This is a genomic window from Mastigocoleus sp. MO_188.B34 (assembly GCF_030065675.1).
GTDB lineage: Bacteria > Cyanobacteriota > Cyanobacteriia > Cyanobacteriales > Nostocaceae > Mastigocoleus.
Window position 1 is genome coordinate 1 of the sequence record NZ_JASJDK010000124.1, and the last position, 22,074, is coordinate 22,074.

Below are 22,074 nucleotides of genomic sequence, written 5' to 3' on the forward strand. Positions count from 1 at the left end.
CGGTTGCAATGATGGAAAGCCGGATGACGCGAAAGTGTCAAGTCCGGTTTGGGGAGAGGGATAGAGAAACACGCAGGCTGTGAAGTGTGAAGGTGCGCTCCGTCCCTACTCCATTCAGAACCTGCGGTATCGGCGATCCAAAGGTAACGGCTCCAGATCCGCTAATACTGTTCGCTGTTCATCGGTTCAGTTAAACGATTGAGGTACCTTTCAATTAGTAAGATAGCTACAATATCATCTATTGGTCTTGGTGGTTGACGCATTCCTTGTGGTATTAACTTTGATAATCCTTTTGGTGGATACATTACCCAATAGCGATCGCGTGCAAGTAAGCTGGTGTTGCGTTCGTCTATCAAAATAATGTTTATGGTTTCGGCAAGCGATTCTAGTAATTTTTGTTTCCACTGCTTTGCTGTGGTTTGATCGCCCATAATCATCAATGAAATTGGGTATTTTTTTCGTAATGTTTCAATAGTCTTTACTGCTTCAGCTGACTGAACAACCTGATGATAATGCAGTTGTCTATCCAGTCCCATTACTGCAATACCGCATTTATCCCTACCTGGATCGAATCCCAAAAGCAAAGGTTGTGTGGGCGAAAATTCACCAAAATTCATATCAATAAACTAGGTATCAATAAACTAGGTATCAAGTGTTAGTTCTTCGCAATTGAGAATTTTTATATTCTACATTTATTCTATTTTATATAGTAATCCTAAATCATTTATGTTAGCCGCATCAAAGATGTTTGCACGTCTCTTGCTGTTAGCGGTAGCGTGATTTTAGTCATACACGTAGTGCGTCCAAACGCGTGAGGGTACCGTAGGTAAAAATAAATGTTGTAGAGATGTTTAATGCAATGGCTATACAGGATTTACCTATTCAAAAATGAAATGTGATTGTTATATATTATTGATTAATGTACTATCCAGTAAAGCTATATTTTAAATTAAAACGTTTAATAATTTAACTTTCTAAAATAATATTTATTCCTAGGTTTATATCCCAATTTATGCATTAAAAAATATATTTATCGTCTCTTTTTTATAAAAAAAATGTTATTTTTAAGTGCTAAAAATAATTTCACCTTTACGATTTGTTGCTATCAACTTAACTTTTAAAGGACCTTCTGTATAAGTGTCTCTAACTGAAATTGCTTTAATATCTAATTCTTGATCGTATTTCCTTAACTGCTCAATAAAACGCAAAAAAGTAGAATCTATTTCGACATCCTTTAAGATTCCAGCACTGCGAGCACGAAATTGGGAAGCTGTAATTAATAATTCAACTCTTTGGCGCAGTTGATAAGATGTCATTTTTCTAGGATTTGCTGTTGTTGCTGCTAGTACTTCCTCTCTGGAAAATACAATTTCATTAGGCGTTGCGTCAGCAAAAATTTCTATCCTTTTTTCCCCTTTGACATAATTTTCTGCTGAGAAAATTCTGACTACATATTCTCGACCATCATTAATTTCTCGGCTTAATCGCCGTACCTGTGATTTTGTTACATACAATGGTTGGGGATTAATCTCATTAACCCCTGGTTCTCTCAACCGATTAATTGCGTTACGACTAGCTTCTTGCAATAGTCTAACCACTGCTTGACGCGCTGCTGTTGGTTCTTTAACGCTAACTACTGCTTCTGCTAATACTTGACCCCGAAATAGTGCTAATTTACCCCTACGCAGTTCTTGGTTAGACTCACCTAACTTACCAAGTTGCTGTTGTAAAAATTGTTGTTGTGCTCGTAAGTCTTTTAAAAGGTTTTGCTTTTCTTCAATAATTTTTTGTCTTTGAGCAATTTCTTGTTCCCGGGCTTTAATCTCAGAATTACGTTTTTGGATCCGTTTATCTAATTCGAGAATTTTCCGATCTCGGTCTTCTAGTTGAAGATTTCTATTTGTGATTTCGCGATCGCGTTGTTCAATTGCAACTCGGGCTTGTCCGATTTCATCTACAAGTCTCTTACGTTCGATTTTCAGTTGCTCGATTCGTTTTAATTGTTCGTTTCTCTGGTTATAAACATTTTGTAGTTCCGACCTGGCTTGTTTGTACTGTTCAACAACCCGAGTCAACTGAGAAGTGGTTCGTTGGAGTTTGTTTTCAGTTTGAGCTTGACGGGTGAGGGTATCTTCGAGTTGAGCTTGGGTAACTCGCTGCTTCGCATTGGCTCTTTCTAAAGTTTTATTAATTTTCTTTAATGCTTCTTGAGCTTCTACCTGCTGCTGCTTGACTGCACTTAATTTTTCCTCAACTTGACGTTTTTGAGCTTCGGTTTTCTTTAATTGTTTGCGTTCGCGTCTGAGGTCATTTTGAGTATGTTCTAGCTCCAAAATACCCCGACGTAGATTTTTATCTACCAGAAAAATAATTCCTAGAGTTGAGAGGGAAATTCCTACCCCTGTAATAATTGTTATTAATACTGCTGTATGTTTTGGGCGCAACTTAAAGAGTGAGAGCCGCTTTTTACCAACCCGCGTACCAATTCGGTCACCAACGGTGGCAATAACGCCTCCCAAAATTAAAACAGCTAAAACTATGATGTACCCAGAGTCCATACTTTACGTTACCGAAACCCTCCCAGATACAGCCTACTACTTCTTGACATTTTCTGTGGAGAATTGGAGATTGGCAATAGCTGATATTACTTATGAAGTGTAAGTTTCAGCAATTAGAAAGTAAATAGTTAAAATTACACTTTTGAATTTTGACTAAGTATTAAGCGCAAAGCTTTGAAACTTCCTAAGCCATCTCCATCTCCCTCAAACCAGTTTTAAGTGAATTGTCGACTTAAAGTCACGGGTTTATGCACCGTAATCTTTTTCTTGTGAATGGAAATCATCTTTTTCTCGCGCAAATCGCCTAGTAACCTTGTCACGGTAACGCGTGTAGAGCCAATAGCTTCAGCGATCGCCTGATGAGATAGCTTCAGATCGATAGTAATTCCATCAGCACAAGGAACTCCAAAATCTCGACAGAGAATCAGTAAAAAACTCACCAACCTGGAACCCATATCTCGGTGAGCGAGCGTTTCAATCATCATTTCTGTCTGCAAAATTCGTGAAGATAGACCCCGCAGCATTAACATCGACAGTTCGGGATTTTCTTTGAATGCTTGCTCCACCTGCTCAATGGGTGCTGAGAGTAATTCTACAGGTGTAAAAGCAACTGCATGGTAAAACCTATCTGACTTGTTTCCCGTTAGCAGAGATAAGACGCCAAAAACACTATTTTCCCGTAGCAATGCTACTGTTATTTCTTCTCCTGCTTCGTACACCCTGGAAAGTTTGACTGCACCTTTGAGTAGAAAATAAACACGTTCAGCAGGATCGCCGGGAAAAAAGATCGTTTTATTGCGCTCAAAAGTTTCAACAACTGGTGGAAATGCCCCAGTTGCCATTTGACGAAATACATTTGCTAGGGCTTTATCTTGTGTCACGATCATCTCCCTTCCCCTACCCAATGCCGGAAAAACAAAACTAGATTACCTAAGAATACATTTGAAAAATTGAATTTGCATTGTCAACATTTTTGTTATTTACTATACTCAACCTCTTATCCTTTTAACTATTTGTTCATCATGATACATAATTTTTCATGTTTCGATCTACTAATTTTTGAGACTTAATTAGAAAATTTATATTTGAGTGATTTTGTTAAGAGAAAAAACAACATATATTCAGAATATTTTAAGAAGTAAATAGAAATTTTATGGCAGTTAAAAAACTCAACCTTTATGATTTTAAATTTTTTTTGTTTAAACAAAGACATACTAGACTCAAATTCTAGTATGCTCAAGCATGATTGCTTACGTTATTAATTTTTATGCTGGATCTAACAGGAAAAAATGCACTTGTAACAGGTATTGCTAATAATCGTTCTATTGCTTGGGGAATTGCACAGCAATTGCATAAAGCTGGGGCAAATATAGGTGTAACATATCTACCCGATGAAAAGGGTAAAATGCAGAAGAAAGTCTCCGATCTTGTAGAACCTCTGAACCCCAGCTTATTCTTGCCTTGTAATGTTCAAGATGACGAACAAGTAAAATCTACTTTTACAACAATTGCTGAAAAATGGGAAAAAATAGATATTTTGATCCATTGTCTTGCTTTTGCAAAAAAAGAAGACTTGACTGGTGGATTTAGTGAGACTTCACGTTCTGGTTTTCATACAGCATTGGAAGTCAGTACTTATTCATTAGCTCAACTAGCAGCAGCAGCTAAACCATTGATGAAAGAAGGTGGAAGTATTCTCACATTAACTTATTTAGGTGGTACCAGAGCTGTGCCCAATTATAATGTAATGGGAGTTGCTAAAGCTGGTTTGGAAGCCGGCGTACGTTATCTTGCGGCTGAATTAGGTACAGCAAATATCCGTGTAAATGCAATTTCTGCAGGTCCAATTAGAACTTTAGCTTCTTCTGCGGTTGGAGGTATTTTAGACATGATTCATCATGTGGAAGAAGTAGCACCATTACGACGTACTGTTACTCAATTAGAAGTAGGAAATGCGGCAGCTTTTTTATGCAGCGATCTAGCAAGTGGAATTACGGGACAAGTACTCTATGTTGATGCTGGATATGAAATCATGGGTATGTAAATAATCAACACTTTCAAGTTGTTAATCTCAAAGTTGTTAATCTCAAGTTGCGAGCCTGAAATTGTAAGCCTGAAATTGTAAGCCTGAAATTGTAAGCCTGAAGTTGTAAGCCTGAAATTATGAGCCTCGAATTTTAAACCTTAAGTTGAGAATTTCCGAGTATGAATTTCTAGTTGCGAACTTCCAACTACGAACTTTCATTTGTTAATAGCTACAAGCTAATTACTCAAAGTCAGTTTTGTATTTAGATGTAGCTATTGGCATTTTCCACCCTCAAGACTTTATCTAAATGGCAAGCTCCTATGCAAACAAGTAATCGTCAAATTCAGTCCCGCCATCAAAGTACGGTTAATAACCCTCGCATTGCTTCAGTTAGTCGCACCACCGGCGAGACAGATGTGCAGGTGACAATTAACCTAGATGGAACGGGACATTGTCGTGCTGCGACAGGAATTCCTTTTTTGGATCATATGTTGCATCAAATAGCTTCCCACGGTTTGTTCGACTTGGATATTAAGGCTAAGGGCGATGTGGAAATTGACGATCACCACACCAACGAAGATGTGGGAATCACTTTGGGACAAGCAATTGCAAAAGCATTAGGTGATCGCAAAGGAATCGTCCGTTTTGGTCATTTTATTGCGCCTTTAGATGAATCCTTAATTCAGGTAGTTTTGGACTTTTCCGGACGTCCCCACATTACCTACGGTTTAGAAATACCCACCCAAAGGGTAGGAACTTACGATACTCAGTTGGTGCGAGAGTTTTTTATCGGAGTTGTTAACCACTCACAAATGACGTTACATATTCGTCAACTTGATGGAATTAATTCACATCACATCATTGAAGCGACCTTTAAAGCTTTTGCTCGGGCTATGCGAATGGCTGTAGAAATAGATCCCCGTCGTGCAAGTAGTATTCCTAGTTCTAAAGGGGTTCTCTGATTTTACTGAAGTCAGCTGATGAGTGTGGGGAGTGTGGGAAGTGTGGGGAGTGTGGAGAGATAAATAAAAGTACTCATTAATGTGCGCTAACATTACTCGTTAATTTTTTCCAAAGAGATCCATGGTGTCAGATTTACTTTTAGAAGCTGAAACGGTGGAAAAATCTGAAATTCCTATTTGGTATTTTCCTCTAGCTAATGGGCGTTATGAGGTCAAACCAGGAATGATTCCTCTCGGTTCCGACTTAGGTAACGGTAAATTAGACGAACAGGTATTTCAAATTGATAGTAATTTTGCTCATTATCGTCGATTAAAGCTTGCTGCTCGTAAAGAAAATTTAGATAAATATTACCAAACTCATAATTATTCTTCAGGTGTTGGAAATGCTGTCGCAGGGTTAATTATTGATCGCTTAACCAAAGAATATCCCCAATATTTTAATACACAATTTTTAGGTGATGGGAATGTCATATTTAATAGTTTTCTTACCGGGGAAAGCTTCTACTTAGACAAAAATTTGCAACTACAAGCAGTTGAATTTAATGGTAAAAAAGTAGTTCCGATTTATACTTCTACCCTCGATGCTTTAGCAACACAAATTCAAGAAGATATCACAGTTATTTGCCGTGATAGAAATGCTAAAAACTGGGTAAGTGCTATTCACTTATGTTTTCCCAACCATTGGTCAGCAGAAGAAAAAATAGGTAAAGATTTTGCGACAGTACATGCTCCTGTGGCATGTATGGAAAAAATTAACCGCCAAGCTGATAAGATTGTCAACACTATTATTATTCGCAAACCAATGGTACGTTTTGCTTGGGGTTTGAGTACTGATACGCGGCTTAACCATCATCCACAAGCACCGCACAACATATCAGTTGAAAAATGGAATGGGAGAAATTTCAATCGAGATTATCCCCGATTATATTTAAGAATTGAACGTCAGACTATGTGGGGTTTACCTGAACATAACGCATCTTTATTTACTATCCGTACTTATTTTCGTGATTGTAGTTTGTTAAAAAAAGACAAATTATTAAGGTATAAATTATCCTATGCTATTAAGTCTATGACATCAGATTCTTTAATTTATAAGGGATTAAATAATAGTAAAGAAGATATTTTGAATTTCTTAAATAATGATGTGATGTCTATTTAAATACTTTTTTAGTACTGTAAATACTTGTATCTTATTTTGATGCTAAATTTTACATTGAATACAAAAGTGAAGTTACCTATTTTTGTTAGTCAACACAAACAGGAATTTAATAATAAAAATTAATAAAAAATATTTGCGACCAAAAAAATCGCTACAATACTGAAAACACTTTATTTAAAGTGACACGAGCAATCATTCTGAGTCACTCAAATGTTATTTATTTAGCTTTGAATGAGTATGTATTTTTTACTCTGTAGTAATTTTGAATTAATAGACGTGGATTATATATTGAGTTTTTATAAGGCATTGTAATTATGCAGCAGAATGCCGAACAAATTGATTTATTTGCTTTAAAGCAGGCGATAGACACTTCTCCATTAACAGTCCCATCCGATATTTTAGTTGTCGATGCAATTGCTGTGATGATGGGTTGGGCAAGAACTAGTAATAGTTATGAGTTCGCAAATTATCGACCCGAAAAAATTAATGTCAGCCAGAAGCCGGAAGATTATGTATTAGTTGTAGAGAATTTAAATGTAGTAGGAATATTAACTCAAACAGATGTAATTAGACTTACTATTGCTGGGAAAAACTTATCTAAGATGAGAATTTCCGAAGTAATGACGCGGGAGATAATAAAAATAAAGCAATCCCCCGAACGGGATATTTTCGCAGTTCGTTCCTTAATGCGCGAACATAGAGTTTGTCATTTACCAATTGTAGATCGACAAAATTCTTTAGTAGGAATAGTTACTCAAAGTACTTTATTACAAGTTTTAGATAATTTAGAAAAAATTGGTGTTACTGAAAACTCACAAAATCAAGTAGGAAGAAAAATAAATCAATTAAAGCAAATAGGAGAGACCTTAGTCTCAGGTCTAGAAACGAAACATCAATTTATTAATTCAGTATATGAAGAGGTAGATAGTCAAAGAACTGGTCAAATTAGTACAGTTTCTTTTGACGAAATGGATGAGAGTGAAAAAGATATTGCTAGTGAAACAGAGTTTAATTTTCTATATCCTAGCGGTAAATTAAAAGCTCATAATAAATATTGCGATCAAGAATTAGAGTCTTCGAAGCAAAAGGATATTAATCGATATCAACCATCAGAGTCAGAGTTAGACGAAAATCAAGAAAATTCTGACAATTCAGTTCAAAATTTAAACTCTACGACCTCAAATGTACCTATTTGTATTTACGAATTGGATCGTAAAGGTACAATTCTCTTCGCGAACATAGCTTATGAGGAAGTAACTCAAAAACATTTACTGTATGGGAAATTAACAGAATCTTTTCCTGAAGGACAACTTTCCAAAGTTGAGTCTGCGATCGCGGAAGTTTTTGATACCGGACAAGTTAAGGAAATAGAATATTCAATTCTTAATTTTCAAGGTAAAGTTCAGTTTTACACAACCAAAATTGTACCAAATCAAGTTAACGGGAAAGCACCAACAGTTATCTTGGTGATTAGTAATATAACTGAAGTTAAGCAAGCACAAGCCGCTTTACAAGAAAGCGAAGAGCGATTTCGCACCATGGCTGATACTGCTCCGGTGATGATTTGGCTTACTGATACAGATAAACATTGTACTTACTTCAATTCCTGTTGGCTTGAACTAACCGGACAAACTTTGGAACATGAAATTGGTCATGGTTGGATTCGGGGTATTCATCCAGAGGATAGACAAAAGTCTTTAGATATTTACTTTAGATCGTTTGACGAACGGCGATCGTTCTCCATGGAATACCGATTGCGAGGTTACGATGGTGAATATCGCTGGATTTTGGATCGGGGAACGCCCAGATTTAATCCAAATGGGAGTTTTGCCGGTTATGTCGGTTCTTGTGTAGATCTGACTGATCGCAAGCTTGCTGAGGAAAAAATCGCTGAACAAGCAGCCCTACTTGATGTTACTACGGACGCAATTTTATTACGAAGCTTATCAGGGGAAATTTTATATTACAATCGAGCTGCTGAAAGTATGTATGGTTGGAATTCTTCAGAAGCGATCGGTAAAATTGCTAATGAACTTTTATATCCAAAAAAATCACCAGAACTGATAGACGCATTAGAAAAAGTTAGCGAGAATAATTCTTGGCAAGGTGAGTTATGTCAAGTAACTAAAAGTGGTAAAGAAATTATTGTTGCCAGTAGATGGAGTTTAGTAAGGGATAAAGCAGGAAATCCTAAATCTATCCTGACAGTTGATACTGATATTACAGAGAAGAAACAATTAGAAGCACAATTTCTTCGCGCCCAACGCTTGGATAGTCTTGGTATTTTGGCTAGTGGGGTTGCTCACGATCTCAACAATATTTTGACACCAATTTTGGGTGTTGCCCAATTATTACCGATCAAGGTCAACAATCTGGATACTACTTCCAAGCAGATGTTAGAAACTTTGGAAAATAGTGCCAAACGCGGTGCTGACTTGGTCAAGCAAATTCTATCATTTGCCCGTGGTGATGAGACTAAGCGTACCTTAGTCCAAATTAAGCATTTACTCAAAGATGTCGAGCAATTTGTCAAAGAAACATTTCCTAAATCGATTGAAATTGAAAAGAATATATCGCAAGATTTATGGATTGTTTCTGCAGACCCCACCCAATTGCATCAAGTATTAATTAATTTGATTGTCAATGCTCGTGATGCAATGCCTGATGGAGGAAAATTAAGTATTTCTGCTCAAAATGTCTCAATTGATGAAAACTATGCCAGGATGAACATTGAGGCAAAAGTTGGTCCTTATGTAGCTGTAACAATTGCTGATAACGGGGTTGGGATTCCTCCGGAAAATATAGACAGAATTTTCGATCCCTTTTTTACAACTAAAGAAGTAGGTAAAGGAACAGGACTTGGTCTATCAACTGTTTTAGGGATCGTCAAAAACCACGGCGGTTTTGTGGAGATATATAGCAAAGTAGAACAAGGCAGCCAATTTAAAGTATATTTACCTAGCCGGCAAGGTATTGTTCCTCAAGCCACCCAAAATTCCGAGTTGTTCCCGGCGAGTGGAGAATTAATTTTGTTAGTTGATGATGAAGCTAGTATTTGTGAAATTATTAAAGCCACATTGGAAACCTATAATTTTAAGGTATTGATAGCTAAAGATGGTATTGAGGGAATTTCTTTGTACGCTGTCCATAAACATGAAATTTCTGCGGTCTTAATTGATATGATGATGCCTTTGATGGATGGACCGACAGCAATTCGTACCTTGAAGCGAATGAATCCACAAGTGAAAATTATTGCTATGAGTGGATTAGCATCCATGGAAAGTCTCACACAAACTGCAGGAAGTGGAGCGCAACAATTTCTGTCAAAACCTTTCACTGCACAGGAATTATTGAATTCTTTAACATCGCTCTTGTAGCGTTTTTCAAAAACTCAAGGTACAGTGAATATTTTTATTTCTTCTTTGTTCCCGTTCCCTTTTCCCTGTTCCTACTTCCCTATTCCCTAAATAAAAATCAATCCTTATCCGATTGAGAATAACCATCTGAAAATTTTTCAATAAATGGTGATATTCCCTTCACAAATTCAGTAGTTGATTCGTAGGGTAAAACATTTCGACCTGGAAGTTTTATTCCAGTACCTTGCGGTAGAACAGCTAAGTATTGTGCTAACCATTCATCTGCTTGAACTGTTTTTCCTTCTTTACTAATGCTTGATATCTCTTGACCCACCACAACCAATGTGGGTTGCTTAATCGAGGAAATTCCATCAAGATAATCTTTGCGCCAAAATCCAGCTAGGAAAGAAAATACTGCGTGACGAGTTGCGGGATTTTTTGAACCAGCACGTAGTGTATTTAACCATTCTGCATCCACAGCATCTGCTGATCCAAATAATTGTTTGACTGAAAAATTTTGTAAAAACTTTTCACGACGTGCATAGCGATAAAAAGCACCACCTAGAGGAGAATTTAACAAATTCCAAATTATTTTTTGCTGTTGATTTGAAGTTTCTTGTGTCATGACTTTCCAATTCGGAGGACAAGCCAGAACGAGCCCATGAATTAAATTGGAATACTTTTGAGCTAATTCAATTGCTACGGGAAATAACGCACCTTGAACAATCAAAATAGCTGGCTTCTTGACTACTTTATGTAAAAAACATTGTAATTGTTCTGCCCAATCTTCAGGGTAATAAGCAACACGGGGTTTATCACTTTCTCCACATCCAAGCAGATCTGGATTATAAATTTGATTTGGTTTGTCTTGCTGATACCATTCTTGACAAAATCTGTGCCAAAATTTTCTGGATAGACCTACACCAATTGGATGTATTAAGACTATGGGAGTTAAATATGAATTAGAAGCATTAGGTTGATTATTTGGTTGGTAAAATTCGTACGCACAGCGATAATTATTCCAGTTGTAAAACTGTATGCTAGAAGTTATTGTATTTAAATTCATAATTAATCGAAATAAGTCATAAACTGTTAACTGATAACTGATAACTGATAGATCAAAAAATAATCTGTGGATGAATTAACTTATAGCCAGCAGCTTTTAATTTTTGATTGGAAACTCTAGCGTTAGAAGAACGACTACTTTCTAATGAGGAATCCCATTTAATTTTTTCTAAATTGTGCTCTGCACAAACTTTTTCTATAACTTCGTATCTAGTTAAATTTGCATCATCAACTACATTATAAATTTCTGCCAATCTATGGCGGCTCGCGAAATCTATTGCTCCAACAATGTCATCAAGATGGATCCAGTTTGCAGCTTCTTTTCCTTCTCCGGGAAGAGTTTTTCCAGCAAATCGACTATATATTTTTCTGATTTCTCGGTTTGGTCCGTAAATCCCTGCCAGTCTTAAGATACAAATACTCAGCTTTTCATTAGAGGCTGAAAGTAAAATTTGTTCGGTTTCCCTTAAGGTTTTGCCAGATTCAGAAGTAGGTTGAATCTGTGTTTCCTCATCTACTAAATTACCCCCAAAATTACCATACACAGAAGAACTAGATGTATATATAATTTGTTTTACAGTAGGGTTATCTTTGACAGCCCGAACTAAGTTTTTTGCAGTTTGTAAATAAGTTTCTTGATAAGTACTATTACCAATTCTGGCAATACTTAGCAAAACTGTATCTTGATTTTGCAAAGCAGATTTCAGCCCTTCTATATCTTCCCCTTTCAGAACAAGTGCTTTTTGAGCAACTTTTTGCAATTTAGATATTTTTTCCGGTGTTGTTGTTGTAGCTGTAACCACACAGGTTTTTTTCTGTTGTAAGTGTTCAGCTAAGGCATAACCGACATAGCCACAACCAATAATAATAAAATTCATAAATAAGAAGAAGTCGGGGATTAACGGGTAATTGGTAATTGGTAATTGGAGATGGATAATTCCAAAATTACTACTCAATAGGCACTAATCCATCTTTAATCATGGACTGTACCATCTGGCATGATGGCTCCTCCCAAGTTAGCGCCAATTAATTTTACCAATAGGCGTTCCCCAGACCTAACTCTTGCACCTCTTAAATCAGCACCTCTCAAATCAGCACCACTTAAATCCGCTCCGATTAGGTTGCTCGAACGTAAATTTGCTTCCCGAAGATCTGCTAGCAGCAAATTAGCTCGAAATAAATTGGCTCCTGATAAATTCGCACCTCTAAGTACAACTTTATGCATAAAAGTATCGCTGAGATTTGCCCCACTCAAATTGGCATAACTGAGATTTCTTCCGGATAAATCTTTATTGCTTAAATTTGCACTGCTGAAGTCTTTTCCACTCAAATCTGAGTTTACTTTGGGTGGTGAGGGTTGTTTGGGTGGTGAGGATTGATAAGGTGCGGAGTTATTAGACTGTTTCTGAGGTGAAGCAGGTGGTTTATATGAAGCAGATGGTTTGTAATAATTAGGTTGCTTTGGTGGAGTAGATGAATTATTCAGACTCCTATGCTTTTTAGTTTTTAAAGACCGTAGTTTGTCTCTGGCTTCATTAATTTCCTTTAACTTTTTCAGGGCTTTTTGTTGTAAGCGCTGGTTATTTTGCGGCAAACGATCCGGATGCCAAACAAAAGCCAGATCTTTATGTGCCTGGTTAACCTCTTCTAATGTTGCTCCAGGTTGTAATTCTAAAACCCTATAATACCGCTCCAGCTCTCTCATAAGACGTTGTGCTTACAAATTACATAAATTATGAGTGATGCCGCTTTTTATCAGCTTAATTATCAAAGCAAATTTTTTTAACTTTTGGGCAATTACTCTTAAAAGTCAAGTTATTCTGGCAACAATTATTAGCATTCGAGCTATTAGAACTTCGTTCGGGGCAGAAATTGACATCATTACAATATCTTAATTCTTAAGTATTTTTTTAAGTTCATTTTTTTAGGTTCATTTTTTAAGTTCATTTAGGATCAGTTCTCAACTAAAATCTTGATTTTAGATATGCTTATAACCAATAAATAGTGTATCAAATAAGGCCGCAACTTATATTTTGCTATTTCTGTGGGCGATAACAATTTGGTTAATATTCCTTATTGGTTAATATTCCTGATTTTGATAATTCCACTTCTTTACTATTAATTGTTAACTAGATTAACCAGTTATGGATAACTGGCTATGGGAAAGGGTAAAGCCAAATACAGTTATTTTTTTGATAACTGTGATTTAGTCACCTCGCTCAATTAAGTAGCAAGATATAACAGCCTTAATTAGGATTTAGTAGTCGTTGTTGCATTGCCCTAAAATAAGATGCTACAGGTATCTGGTATATTTCTACAAATAACCAAATAATTACAGAAGAGTGGGAAAGAAAGGTTAAAAAAGCCCAAATACAAGGTATCCATGTAAATGGTTGCTGTGATTGAGGAGGCAGATAGTAAGCAATTATGCCTGTCAATGTTGTAGGTAAAGCAATAAAAGCTAGGGCTCCTACTGTGTAACCCCAACCTAATTCAACTCCTTCTAAACGTGGTTGTTTCCAATTCATTCCATCCCAACGCCAAGTAAGTGGGGGTTGTCTTGAAGGTAAGATTAATTCTTGTTTTTCCAGATCTACAGTAAAAATTTGTTGGCAAAAATTACAAGACATTGCTTCCATTAAAGCCATGTTAGAGATATCCCCCGCCCTACATAGAGGACAGGGGTAAACTCCTTGGTAGTCAACAGTTTTATTCAATAACTTTGAACTGAATTTTGAACTTGGCATGACATTTAGAGGCTCTTGTTTACAAACAATAAAATGAATTGCAAGATAAGTCAGCTAACAAAATTTGTTACTTTCTATTTACAAATTAGCAAAGGTATTTAATTTTAATTTATAATTAACAACTCATATTTAATTCCGACCTGAATTCAATTGCACCCTACAGTGGGAGTCTAACGCAAATGACCGCACGAGTAATGCAATAATACTCATAAATATTAGATTATCTCTCTGGAGAGTCCTTTATTGAATTTATCTATTTTCTTATTAGATTTAAAGAGGTGGTCGAATTAACTCTTAGTATGGTGGGAATAAAAAATTGGCAGTTAGCATAAATATTAAAAAATAAACATATTGTTATTTTTAGTTTGTTTCATTTTTTCAGGTTGCTAATGAAAATAAACAACTCTGGATTAATTAAGTTTTTTATACATCACGACTTCAATTAGTAAAATATAATTTTTGTAGGTGCTAAGAGGTACTCATTATTTTTCTATGTTTCTTCAAAAAAGATAAATATGACCGGTTTTCACCTGTTTTTTAAAGGAAATTAGGGGAGTTAAAAAAAATTTATATTTCAAATTCCCTCTAAAAAAGTTTATACAAAGCAAAAAATAATCATTTCATTCATTTATTAGTTTTGTAACTTAATATTATGATGCATTTATTTTTTCCATTGTGATGTAATGTGGATTACGATATATAGCAGTTATATTTGATTTGTGAACAGATAAATCCTGTAGAGACGCGACATGTCGCGTCTCTACAATATTGATTCTTACCACACAAATTATTTAGGATTGCTATATCATCACCATGCTGTTTAAAATATTTTTTGAACGAAAAAAACTGAAAAGCAATCTTTTTAAATAGAAGTCAAGGTAAATCTTCACGTAGATGGTTGTATATATGTATTATACCTTGTAGTTGTAGTATCAGTTTTTAAGTACTATTGACGCTGCTAAAAGTCTTTGATATCTTTGCAAGTAGTCAAACAAAATGTATTCCATTATTAAATTCTGATATCTATTTGTGATTTAACTTTTATGGTTAAATTTTTGAGGTCAGCTTTTTATTTCGGAATATCCTAGGAATTAGAGTATTTATACTTATTGTCAATAACATTATGAGCAGAAATACAAGTTATTTTTATTTTTGGTTTAAGGCGGTTCACCGGGAGTGAGTCTAATTTCCTAATGGAAATCGCCCGGTGAACCGCAGAGGAAACTCTGCGGTTTTTTTATTGGTAATTTTCACTTTCATCCCTTAAGCAATTTTTTCTGTTTATCCTACTCAAGACAAAAATGAGCAACTTCAGCAAACACAAAGTTACTAATTGGTTTTATGGATTTTATTTTTGGTTCGGAACAAGTTCCGGGTAATTTTTTGATGCTGAACGAAAGCTCACTACCCGGAACTCAAAAAGTTCCGGGTTTTTATTATGGCTAAAACATCTTAGTTTTCTGTTCTGGTATTTGAGTCTCGTTTATAAATCTAATATTTCAGCGCTTAACTTCAGCTTTCAAGCTGATCAACAGTACAAATTCTTAGAGGACTTCACAATGAAAGACGCTAAACTCGCATCTAAATCTGATTCTAAATCTCAAACACTTGTAAACCTTTCCGAGCAAGTCGTTGTTGGTGGTAAAGAACTGGTAATAATTGGTGGACCTTGTTCGGTAGAAAGTTTAGAACAAATGGAAACAGTAACTCAAAAACTCTCTGTTTCATCAGTACAAGCATTAAGGGGAGGAGTCTACAAACCACGCACCTCCCCTTACGCTTTTCAGGGTATGGGTAAAGCTGGGTTAGAAATCTTATCAGAAATGCGATCGCAATATAACATTCCAGTTGTTACGGAAGTAATGACGGTTTCTCAAATTGAATTAGTAGCCAATCATGCTGACATGCTGCAAGTTGGTAGTCGTAACATGCATAACTTTGACCTACTCAAAGCTTTGGGTAAAGTCAAAAAACCAATATTGCTCAAACGCGGTTTAGCTGCAACCATAGAAGAATTCGTCATGGCTGCAGAATATATTCTCAGTCATGGTAACCCCAATGTAGTTTTATGTGAACGGGGTATTCGTAGTTTTGATAATTACACCCGCAATGTTTTGGATTTGGGCGCGATCGCAGCACTCAAACAAATCACCCATTTACCGGCGATCGTAGATCCTTCCCATGCAGTAGGTAAATGGGAATTGATTGCACCTCTAGCTAAAGCAGCGATTGCTTGTGGTGCAGATGGTTTAATTATTGAGTGTCATCCCGAGCCAGAAAAATCAGTATCGGATGCTCGTCAAGCATTATCTTTAGAAGCGATGGTGGAACTAGTAGATAGCTTAAAACCGGTAGCTGCATCTGTAGGAAGAAGTATATCGGAAAACGTAGGGGTAGGTTCAAAGCCTACCCCTTTCCATTATTCATCTCAATTAAATGTGGCTTAAATTCAAGCTTATGAGGTAGGTGTGTTAGGTGCAGGACAATAATATTGTTGTAGATCCAAAATTGATTTGCGCCAACCACCATCCAACTAATTACACCAATAGAGGTCATTAGGCTGAATTCTAATATTTAATATTTACAGTGAAAATTAAAAATACCTAATTTCCAATCTCAATCGCCTCTTTACTTGACTTACTTTAATCACCCATAGAATTCTTATTACTAATTACTGAGTATTTATAGGTGATTTAAGTGACAAATACATCTCAAATTAAAATTATGATTTCTTGGTCGGAAGATGGCTTAGAGGACAAAGAATTACAAGCGCAAACTCAGAAGTTAATACCTGAAATCAAAGAAGTTGATGGGGTAGAAACAGTCAATTTGGTCACTGTAGCAGAAGCTCCCCTTGGTTCTAAAGTATTTGGACCTTTTTCTCTTGGAAGGTTAAAAACGATGGTCGATCCAACTAAAATCAAAGTTTTATTTGAGTTTATTGGCGATCGCATGAATGGAAAAGCTATCGAGTTGGATGTGGAAGCTAACTACAAAAAGCTTAAGCTCAAAGTTGATAACGAAGAAGAATTGGTGACAGCAATTGAGACAGCACAGAAATTTATTAGTGAATAGCAGCAAATTATTTAGTTAGGGAAGGACAGTTTAGTAGTCTCAAAATCAGTTAAGGTCTGAGAACTAAGTGTAAATAGTTACTAAAAATATACTTTTTACTCCTGACTTCTGAATTCTGCTATTTTTAACTCCCAGTTTGATTTTGACTGCGAGATGGAAATTTACACTTCACTTCTATCTCTAAATTGCTTTCTGCTGTACCTTCTGTGATGTAAGGTATACCAGCCTTACCACCAATTTTCATCCCAAACTTCAGGGTGACTTCCTCTACATCTGCAAACTTAAAGTCTTTAAAAGCACCAAGTGCATATACTGCGTAGCCGCGAATTGTTTGACGCGCTTCCCTCATTTTGAGAATTACTTTATCGTCAATTCCCTTTTCTCCAGGACGCATTCCACCACCCCGAGTCGGATTCTTTGAAGAATCGGGTTTTTCTTTTGTTTCTATATAAATTTCATAAGTTTCTCCATCTTCTTGAATTTCCATCCGTTGTATTTGTGACATTTTGACCTCAAGAATTAAGTTTTTTATGGAATTAAAAGTACTTGTTCAGTATATATGTGTAGTTTAAGGTAGATATCTCACAAATTTTCTGGGCAAGGTTAATTTGTATGAAGCGATATGCGTTGATTGTTGGTATAAGTCAATATGGCAGCAATATGTTAGGTGATTTACAAAAACCAGCAAGTGATGCAGAAGCGATTGCACAAATATTAGAAAAACATGGAGATTTTCAGGAAGTTAAACGTTTACCTGCTAATTGGCTGAATCACTATCAATGTGAAGTCGCAGACTCACAATTAACCGGAGAAGAATTAACGAGGGAATTAAAATATTTTTTACTCGAACAAGCTAAAAATAGTGAAGCACTAATTTATTTTAGTGGTCATGGTTTTGCTATTTGGGATGATTTAGGTGAGGAGTATGAGGGATTTTTGGCGACTTCTAACTGTGAAATCAATAGAGAAAGAGAAAAGCTAATCGCTCAACAAAATGGAATCTCTCTACGTCGACTCAACGGATTGATTAGCAAAGCACAGGTAAGTAGTTTAGTTGTCATTCTCGACTGTTGTCATGCAGGTTCGCTTTTAGAAGATGACTTAGTCAAACAAGCACTAATAACTTTTAACACTTCAGAAAAAGATTATTATTTGATTGCTGCTTGTCGCAGTGGAGAGAAAGCTTATGAGGGAAAACAGTATAGTATTTTTACTGAAGCTTTGCTCAAAGGACTGGCAGAAGAAAACGCTGGTAATGACGGAAAAATAAGTTGTGATCGCGTTTTCGATCTGATTGATAGCGAACTTCAAGGTTTAGGACAAGAACCAATTCGTATGGGTTCGGGACGTTCTATTACTTTGGTTACCCACACAAATAAAATTCGAAATCAGCACTGTGAAGTTAAGGAAGAGTGTCCTTACCAAAGTTTAAAAGCATTTGAAGCGGAACAAAAACAATTTTTCTTTGGACGCAAGCAGGTTGTCAATGATATTTTAGCAAGATTGACACAAAAGCCCTTTGTGCCTGTAATTGGTGCTTCTGGAAGTGGTAAATCTTCAGTAATTAGGGCTGGTGTAATTCCAGAATTAGAAGATAGGGGATGGCGAGTATTAGATCCTATCAAACCAGGATTTGAGCCTTTAATTGAACTTAGACGGACTTTCCGAAAATTTTTCCTGGGAACAACTAAAGAAAAGCAGCTAAAAGATTTAATTGAAAACCAAGAGAATACTTTAGCTGTCATTATTGAACACTTACCAGCTTCAGAGCAATTTTTGCTGGTGGTGGATCAGTTTGAGGAAGTTTTTACCATTTGTGCTGATCGGGAAGAAAGACAAAGATTTATTCAACTACTTACTCAGGTAATAAACGTAGCAGATTCCCCCTTAGCAGTAGCGATTACATTGCGGGCTGATTTTCTTGAACCATGTTTAGATTATCCTTCCCTAACTAAATTAATTCAAACCCAAGCTGTTTTTATCCCAAGTTTAACTGGGATTGATTTACAGGATGCAATTAAAGAACCAGCGAAACTTCAAGGTTATTCTGTTCAAGACAAATTATTTATGAAAATTTTGGAAGATGTCAACAAAGAACCAGGATTTTTGCCTTTACTAGAATTTACCCTAACTGAATTATGGCAAAAACGAGATCGAGAAAAACATCAGTTAACTTTAGAGCAATATGAAAAGTTAGGGGAATTAAATGGGACGCTTAATTCCCATGCAGAAAAAGTTTATAACTACAAAGATTTTGAAGAAGATAATCCTATTCAAGAACGGACTCAGCAGGAAAAGGATTGGATTAAGTTAATTTTCTTAAGATTGATACGTACTGGTAAAGATAAGAAGGATACTCGTCAGCGACAACCAAAAGCAAAGCTATTAGCGATACACCTTCAGGTGTCGGCTTCACCTATCACTGGAGATGAAATTGAGAAACAAGAAATCTTGAGTGAGTTATTAGATGGTGAAAATGGATTAGTAAAAGGTCGGTTATTAGTAAGTGGTAAAGATCAGGAAGAGAAAGCGTGGATTGATTTAGCCCATGAAGCACTAATAGAAGGTTGGCAAAGATTCTCTCAATGGCGTCAAGAAAACTGGGCACTGCGAAAGCTAATTGATAGAGTAGAAGACTTATTTTGGGAATGGCAAAAAGAACCAGATAACGAAAATTTAATGATGGGTGGATTATTACGTCAAGTTAGGCGCAAGTGGTTAGAAATAGAACCATTACTGGAACCAAAAATAAAAAAATACTACCAACTCAGTTACGACTATAAAAATAATTATGAAAAGCACCTAAAGAGCACAATGTACCCTCACATGACTCAAGAATTAGCAGAGGATTTACTACAACTTGATGATGATAAACTCGGAGGCGATCACAAAGAAGTTTCAATTTTATTTTCCGATATTCGTGATTACACCACTTTAATTGAAAATCTGGAAGCAGAAAAGGTGGTGAGTATGCTCAATGAATATTTTGAATCAATGGTTGAAGCCGTATTCACACATAAAGGCACCCTAGATAAGTATATCGGTGATGCTATTATGGCTGTTTATGGTTCCCCCTTACCTCTAGAAGAACATGCTTGGATGGCGGTGCAAACATCTTTAGAAATGCGAAATCGTCTGTATGAGTTTAATCAACGTCGTCGCGCTGGTAATAAACCAATCATTAATATCGGTATTGGCATTAATTCTGATACAGTTATTAGTGGTAATATTGGCTCCAGCAGGCGAATGGAATTCACTACTATTGGTAATGGAGTTAATCTTGCTTCTAGACTAGAACGTTTAAGTAAACAGTATGGTTGCGATATTATTCTTAGCGATAACACTTATAAACCTTGTCAGGAGAAAATATGGTCTAGGGAACTAGATTACGTTCGCATTAAAGGTAGAAATGAGCCAGTAGCTATTTATGAGTTAATTGGTTTTCGTAATGAACCCATAGATTCTAAAAGAATAGAAAAAATTGAACATTATCATCAGGGGCGCAAATATTACGTCAATCGCCAGTTCAATCTTGCCAAAAAAGAATTTGAAAATGTTTTACAAATAGATAGAAACGATCTAGCTGCAAGAATGCAAAAGAACCGTTGTAATTATTGGCTAGAATCTGCACCAAAAGATATTGATAAGAAATGGGATGATGGTGTGTGGACTTTTAAAGATAAGTTGTCAATGGATAGTTGGTAATTGGTAATTAAATTTATTATTTTTGTATATCAATAAATCATATTCTACTTTTCCTCAAATAACCAATCAATTTATATTTTACCTTTCAGCAAGCCCTAATAAAGCCTTGCCGAAAAATTAGAGTAACCATTTCTGCCATCACTCCTTTTGTAGAGATCAGGGTAGTTGTTTACCAATGAGCATATTAATGACCCAAGATCCAAAGCAATGTTAATGTAACATGTAATTTTAAGGTTTATTGTGACATTTTATTCAGTTTTCTAAGTCGATAATTTCAACAACAAATAAATTATTTTTACCACCGATTATTTTTATGAATAATTAGAAAAACTGTTCATGGTGTTATGGATAGTTACTAAAATAATATTTGTAGCTGTTTTAAGATAATAAATGATTTGATATTCAGCATTTTTCCCATTTTGAATATCGCTACTTTTAACCCTCAACTTAAAAATTGTATATCCAAGTCCAGGAACGAGATATCCTGGTAACTCTCCTGATTCTAGCCGTTTAATAACTGGCTCAATGTCGTTACGAATATTACGATTTTTATTTGCCAAAATACGTATGTTACGTTGGAATTTATTGGTTGCTTCCACATTAATGAAAGATGATTTATTCTGCATCGATTTCTTCCCAATCAATTCCTTCCCACAATTGAGAAACAGGTATTGTATTGCCGATGATTGCATCGTACCACCCCTGACGGAAACTTTCACTGGCAGTTTCGGAAAGTTCCTCATCTCCAGAATGATGATTTGGAACGAGTACGATGACCCTAACGCGGCTACGATTGCTCAAGCTCAACGGTTTATCTAGAAAAAGTTGACCGATTTCGTTGACAGTCGCCTTAACTTCAATTGCTTTCATTTTAGTTAATTTAAATACTAAGATAATTATATGAAACAGAATTAGCTTACTAATAATAATGTCTCTTTCTCAAGATATACCTAGAAAATCATCAAAAATACAGACATATTATTTATATATTTTTTAGGCATTTTATCGAACTTTGTCACGCTCGAAGTTAATAATCCCGATCAACCAAACTTATTAGAACAGGTACTAAAAATATTGAAAGTTGCTAAAAATAACAATGACAAGCATGACAACTTAGGGAAAATTAAATGATGGAGGATTTGGTAAAGGTAAGGGTTTAGTTCATCGCGATTTGAAACCGGGTAATATCTTCCTCACGCGAGTCAAGGACGAAGTCATCGTCAAAGTTGGCGATTATGGTTTATCAAAAGCCTTTGATTTAGAAGGTTTGAGCGGTCATAGCATGACTGGAACCAAAGCTGGAACTCCGGTGTTTATTCCCCGACAGCAAGTACTAACCCAAGTTGCTAGTTATCAAATTCCAGACTTTTTCGCAAAATAAGCACAGGACAAAGTGTGTGGTTGCGCTACGCGCAACCACA

Annotated in this window: 18 protein-coding genes; 8 read left to right on the forward strand and 10 right to left on the reverse strand. The window is 36.0% G+C overall.

Annotated features, from left to right (window positions below; translation table 11 throughout):
* Nucleotides 1-161: 161 nt before the first annotated feature.
* The 3 genes from QNJ50_RS23050 to ntcA form a co-directional block, all read right to left on the reverse strand.
* Nucleotides 162-617 carry a pre-16S rRNA-processing nuclease YqgF gene (locus tag QNJ50_RS23050; RefSeq protein ID WP_300640094.1) on the reverse strand — a complete coding sequence of 152 codons (456 nt, stop codon included), beginning with the start codon at nucleotides 615-617 and terminating at the stop codon, nucleotides 162-164.
* Nucleotides 618-1,064: 447 nt separating this feature from the next.
* Nucleotides 1,065-2,558: a DUF3084 domain-containing protein gene (locus QNJ50_RS23055; RefSeq protein ID WP_300640097.1), complete on the reverse strand. Its 1,494-nt coding sequence runs from the start codon at nucleotides 2,556-2,558 to the stop codon at nucleotides 1,065-1,067.
* A 215-nt stretch (nucleotides 2,559-2,773) separates the two neighbouring features.
* Nucleotides 2,774-3,445, reverse strand: a complete 672-nt coding sequence (ntcA, locus tag QNJ50_RS23060; RefSeq protein ID WP_027845460.1) for a global nitrogen regulator NtcA — start codon at nucleotides 3,443-3,445, stop codon at nucleotides 2,774-2,776.
* A 380-nt stretch (nucleotides 3,446-3,825) separates the two neighbouring features.
* On the opposite strand from ntcA, the gene fabI reads away from it, so the two are divergent.
* The 4 genes from fabI (at nucleotide 3,826) to QNJ50_RS23080 (ending at nucleotide 10,082) form a co-directional block, all read left to right on the forward strand.
* Nucleotides 3,826-4,602 (forward strand): enoyl-ACP reductase FabI, encoded by a 777-nt coding sequence (gene fabI, locus QNJ50_RS23065; protein WP_300640101.1) that lies wholly within the window; start codon nucleotides 3,826-3,828, stop codon nucleotides 4,600-4,602.
* Between the two features lie 302 nt (nucleotides 4,603-4,904).
* Nucleotides 4,905-5,546: an imidazoleglycerol-phosphate dehydratase HisB gene (hisB, locus tag QNJ50_RS23070; RefSeq protein WP_300640103.1), complete on the forward strand. Its 642-nt coding sequence runs from the start codon at nucleotides 4,905-4,907 to the stop codon at nucleotides 5,544-5,546.
* A gap of 121 nt (nucleotides 5,547-5,667) precedes the next feature.
* Nucleotides 5,668-6,705, forward strand: a complete 1,038-nt coding sequence (locus tag QNJ50_RS23075; RefSeq protein ID WP_300640106.1) for a DUF3445 domain-containing protein — start codon at nucleotides 5,668-5,670, stop codon at nucleotides 6,703-6,705.
* A gap of 314 nt (nucleotides 6,706-7,019) precedes the next feature.
* A complete protein-coding gene (locus tag QNJ50_RS23080) occupies nucleotides 7,020-10,082 on the forward strand; it encodes a PAS domain S-box protein (protein WP_300640109.1) in 3,063 nt (1,020 codons plus the stop codon).
* A gap of 97 nt (nucleotides 10,083-10,179) precedes the next feature.
* Here the strand turns inward: QNJ50_RS23080 and QNJ50_RS23085 are convergent, their stop codons facing one another.
* The 4 genes from QNJ50_RS23085 to QNJ50_RS23100 all read right to left on the reverse strand — a co-directional run bounded on the left by QNJ50_RS23085 (nucleotide 10,180) and on the right by QNJ50_RS23100 (nucleotide 13,873).
* Nucleotides 10,180-11,127 (reverse strand): alpha/beta hydrolase, encoded by a 948-nt coding sequence (locus QNJ50_RS23085; RefSeq protein WP_300640112.1) that lies wholly within the window; start codon nucleotides 11,125-11,127, stop codon nucleotides 10,180-10,182.
* Nucleotides 11,128-11,179: 52 nt separating this feature from the next.
* On the reverse strand, nucleotides 11,180-12,004 hold the full coding sequence (locus QNJ50_RS23090) for an SDR family oxidoreductase (RefSeq protein ID WP_300640115.1): 825 nt from the start codon (nucleotides 12,002-12,004) through the stop codon (nucleotides 11,180-11,182).
* Between the two features lie 95 nt (nucleotides 12,005-12,099).
* A complete protein-coding gene (locus QNJ50_RS23095) occupies nucleotides 12,100-12,831 on the reverse strand; it encodes a pentapeptide repeat-containing protein (protein WP_300640118.1) in 732 nt (243 codons plus the stop codon).
* Between the two features lie 541 nt (nucleotides 12,832-13,372).
* Nucleotides 13,373-13,873: a hypothetical protein gene (locus QNJ50_RS23100; protein ID WP_300640121.1), complete on the reverse strand. Its 501-nt coding sequence runs from the start codon at nucleotides 13,871-13,873 to the stop codon at nucleotides 13,373-13,375.
* Between the two features lie 1,559 nt (nucleotides 13,874-15,432).
* Here QNJ50_RS23100 and aroF point away from each other — a divergent pair.
* Together aroF and QNJ50_RS23110 are read left to right on the forward strand one after the other, a co-directional pair.
* Nucleotides 15,433-16,320: a 3-deoxy-7-phosphoheptulonate synthase gene (gene aroF / locus QNJ50_RS23105; protein WP_300640124.1), complete on the forward strand. Its 888-nt coding sequence runs from the start codon at nucleotides 15,433-15,435 to the stop codon at nucleotides 16,318-16,320.
* Between the two features lie 250 nt (nucleotides 16,321-16,570).
* Nucleotides 16,571-16,948: a sugar ABC transporter permease gene (locus tag QNJ50_RS23110; RefSeq protein WP_300640127.1), complete on the forward strand. Its 378-nt coding sequence runs from the start codon at nucleotides 16,571-16,573 to the stop codon at nucleotides 16,946-16,948.
* 124 nt (nucleotides 16,949-17,072) lie between these two features.
* Here the strand turns inward: QNJ50_RS23110 and QNJ50_RS23115 are convergent, their stop codons facing one another.
* Entirely contained in the window at nucleotides 17,073-17,453 is a 381-nt protein-coding gene (locus QNJ50_RS23115) for a CU044_2847 family protein (RefSeq protein ID WP_300640130.1), read from the reverse strand.
* A gap of 107 nt (nucleotides 17,454-17,560) precedes the next feature.
* Between QNJ50_RS23115 and QNJ50_RS23120 the strand changes: the two genes are divergently transcribed.
* Entirely contained in the window at nucleotides 17,561-20,653 is a 3,093-nt protein-coding gene (locus QNJ50_RS23120) for an adenylate/guanylate cyclase domain-containing protein (RefSeq protein WP_300640133.1), read from the forward strand.
* A 311-nt stretch (nucleotides 20,654-20,964) separates the two neighbouring features.
* On the opposite strand, the gene QNJ50_RS23125 is transcribed toward QNJ50_RS23120, so the two are convergent.
* Both QNJ50_RS23125 and QNJ50_RS23130 read right to left on the reverse strand, forming a co-directional pair.
* Nucleotides 20,965-21,279, reverse strand: a complete 315-nt coding sequence (locus QNJ50_RS23125) for a type II toxin-antitoxin system RelE/ParE family toxin (protein WP_300640136.1) — start codon at nucleotides 21,277-21,279, stop codon at nucleotides 20,965-20,967.
* Entirely contained in the window at nucleotides 21,269-21,523 is a 255-nt protein-coding gene (locus tag QNJ50_RS23130; RefSeq protein WP_300640139.1) for a hypothetical protein, read from the reverse strand. Before QNJ50_RS23130 ends, QNJ50_RS23125 begins: the two co-directional genes overlap by 11 nt.
* Before the next feature lie 301 nt (nucleotides 21,524-21,824).
* Here QNJ50_RS23130 and QNJ50_RS23135 point away from each other — a divergent pair, with 301 nt between their 5' ends.
* Nucleotides 21,825-22,034: a hypothetical protein gene (locus QNJ50_RS23135; RefSeq protein WP_300640142.1), complete on the forward strand. Its 210-nt coding sequence runs from the start codon at nucleotides 21,825-21,827 to the stop codon at nucleotides 22,032-22,034.
* Nucleotides 22,035-22,074 lie beyond the last annotated feature (40 nt).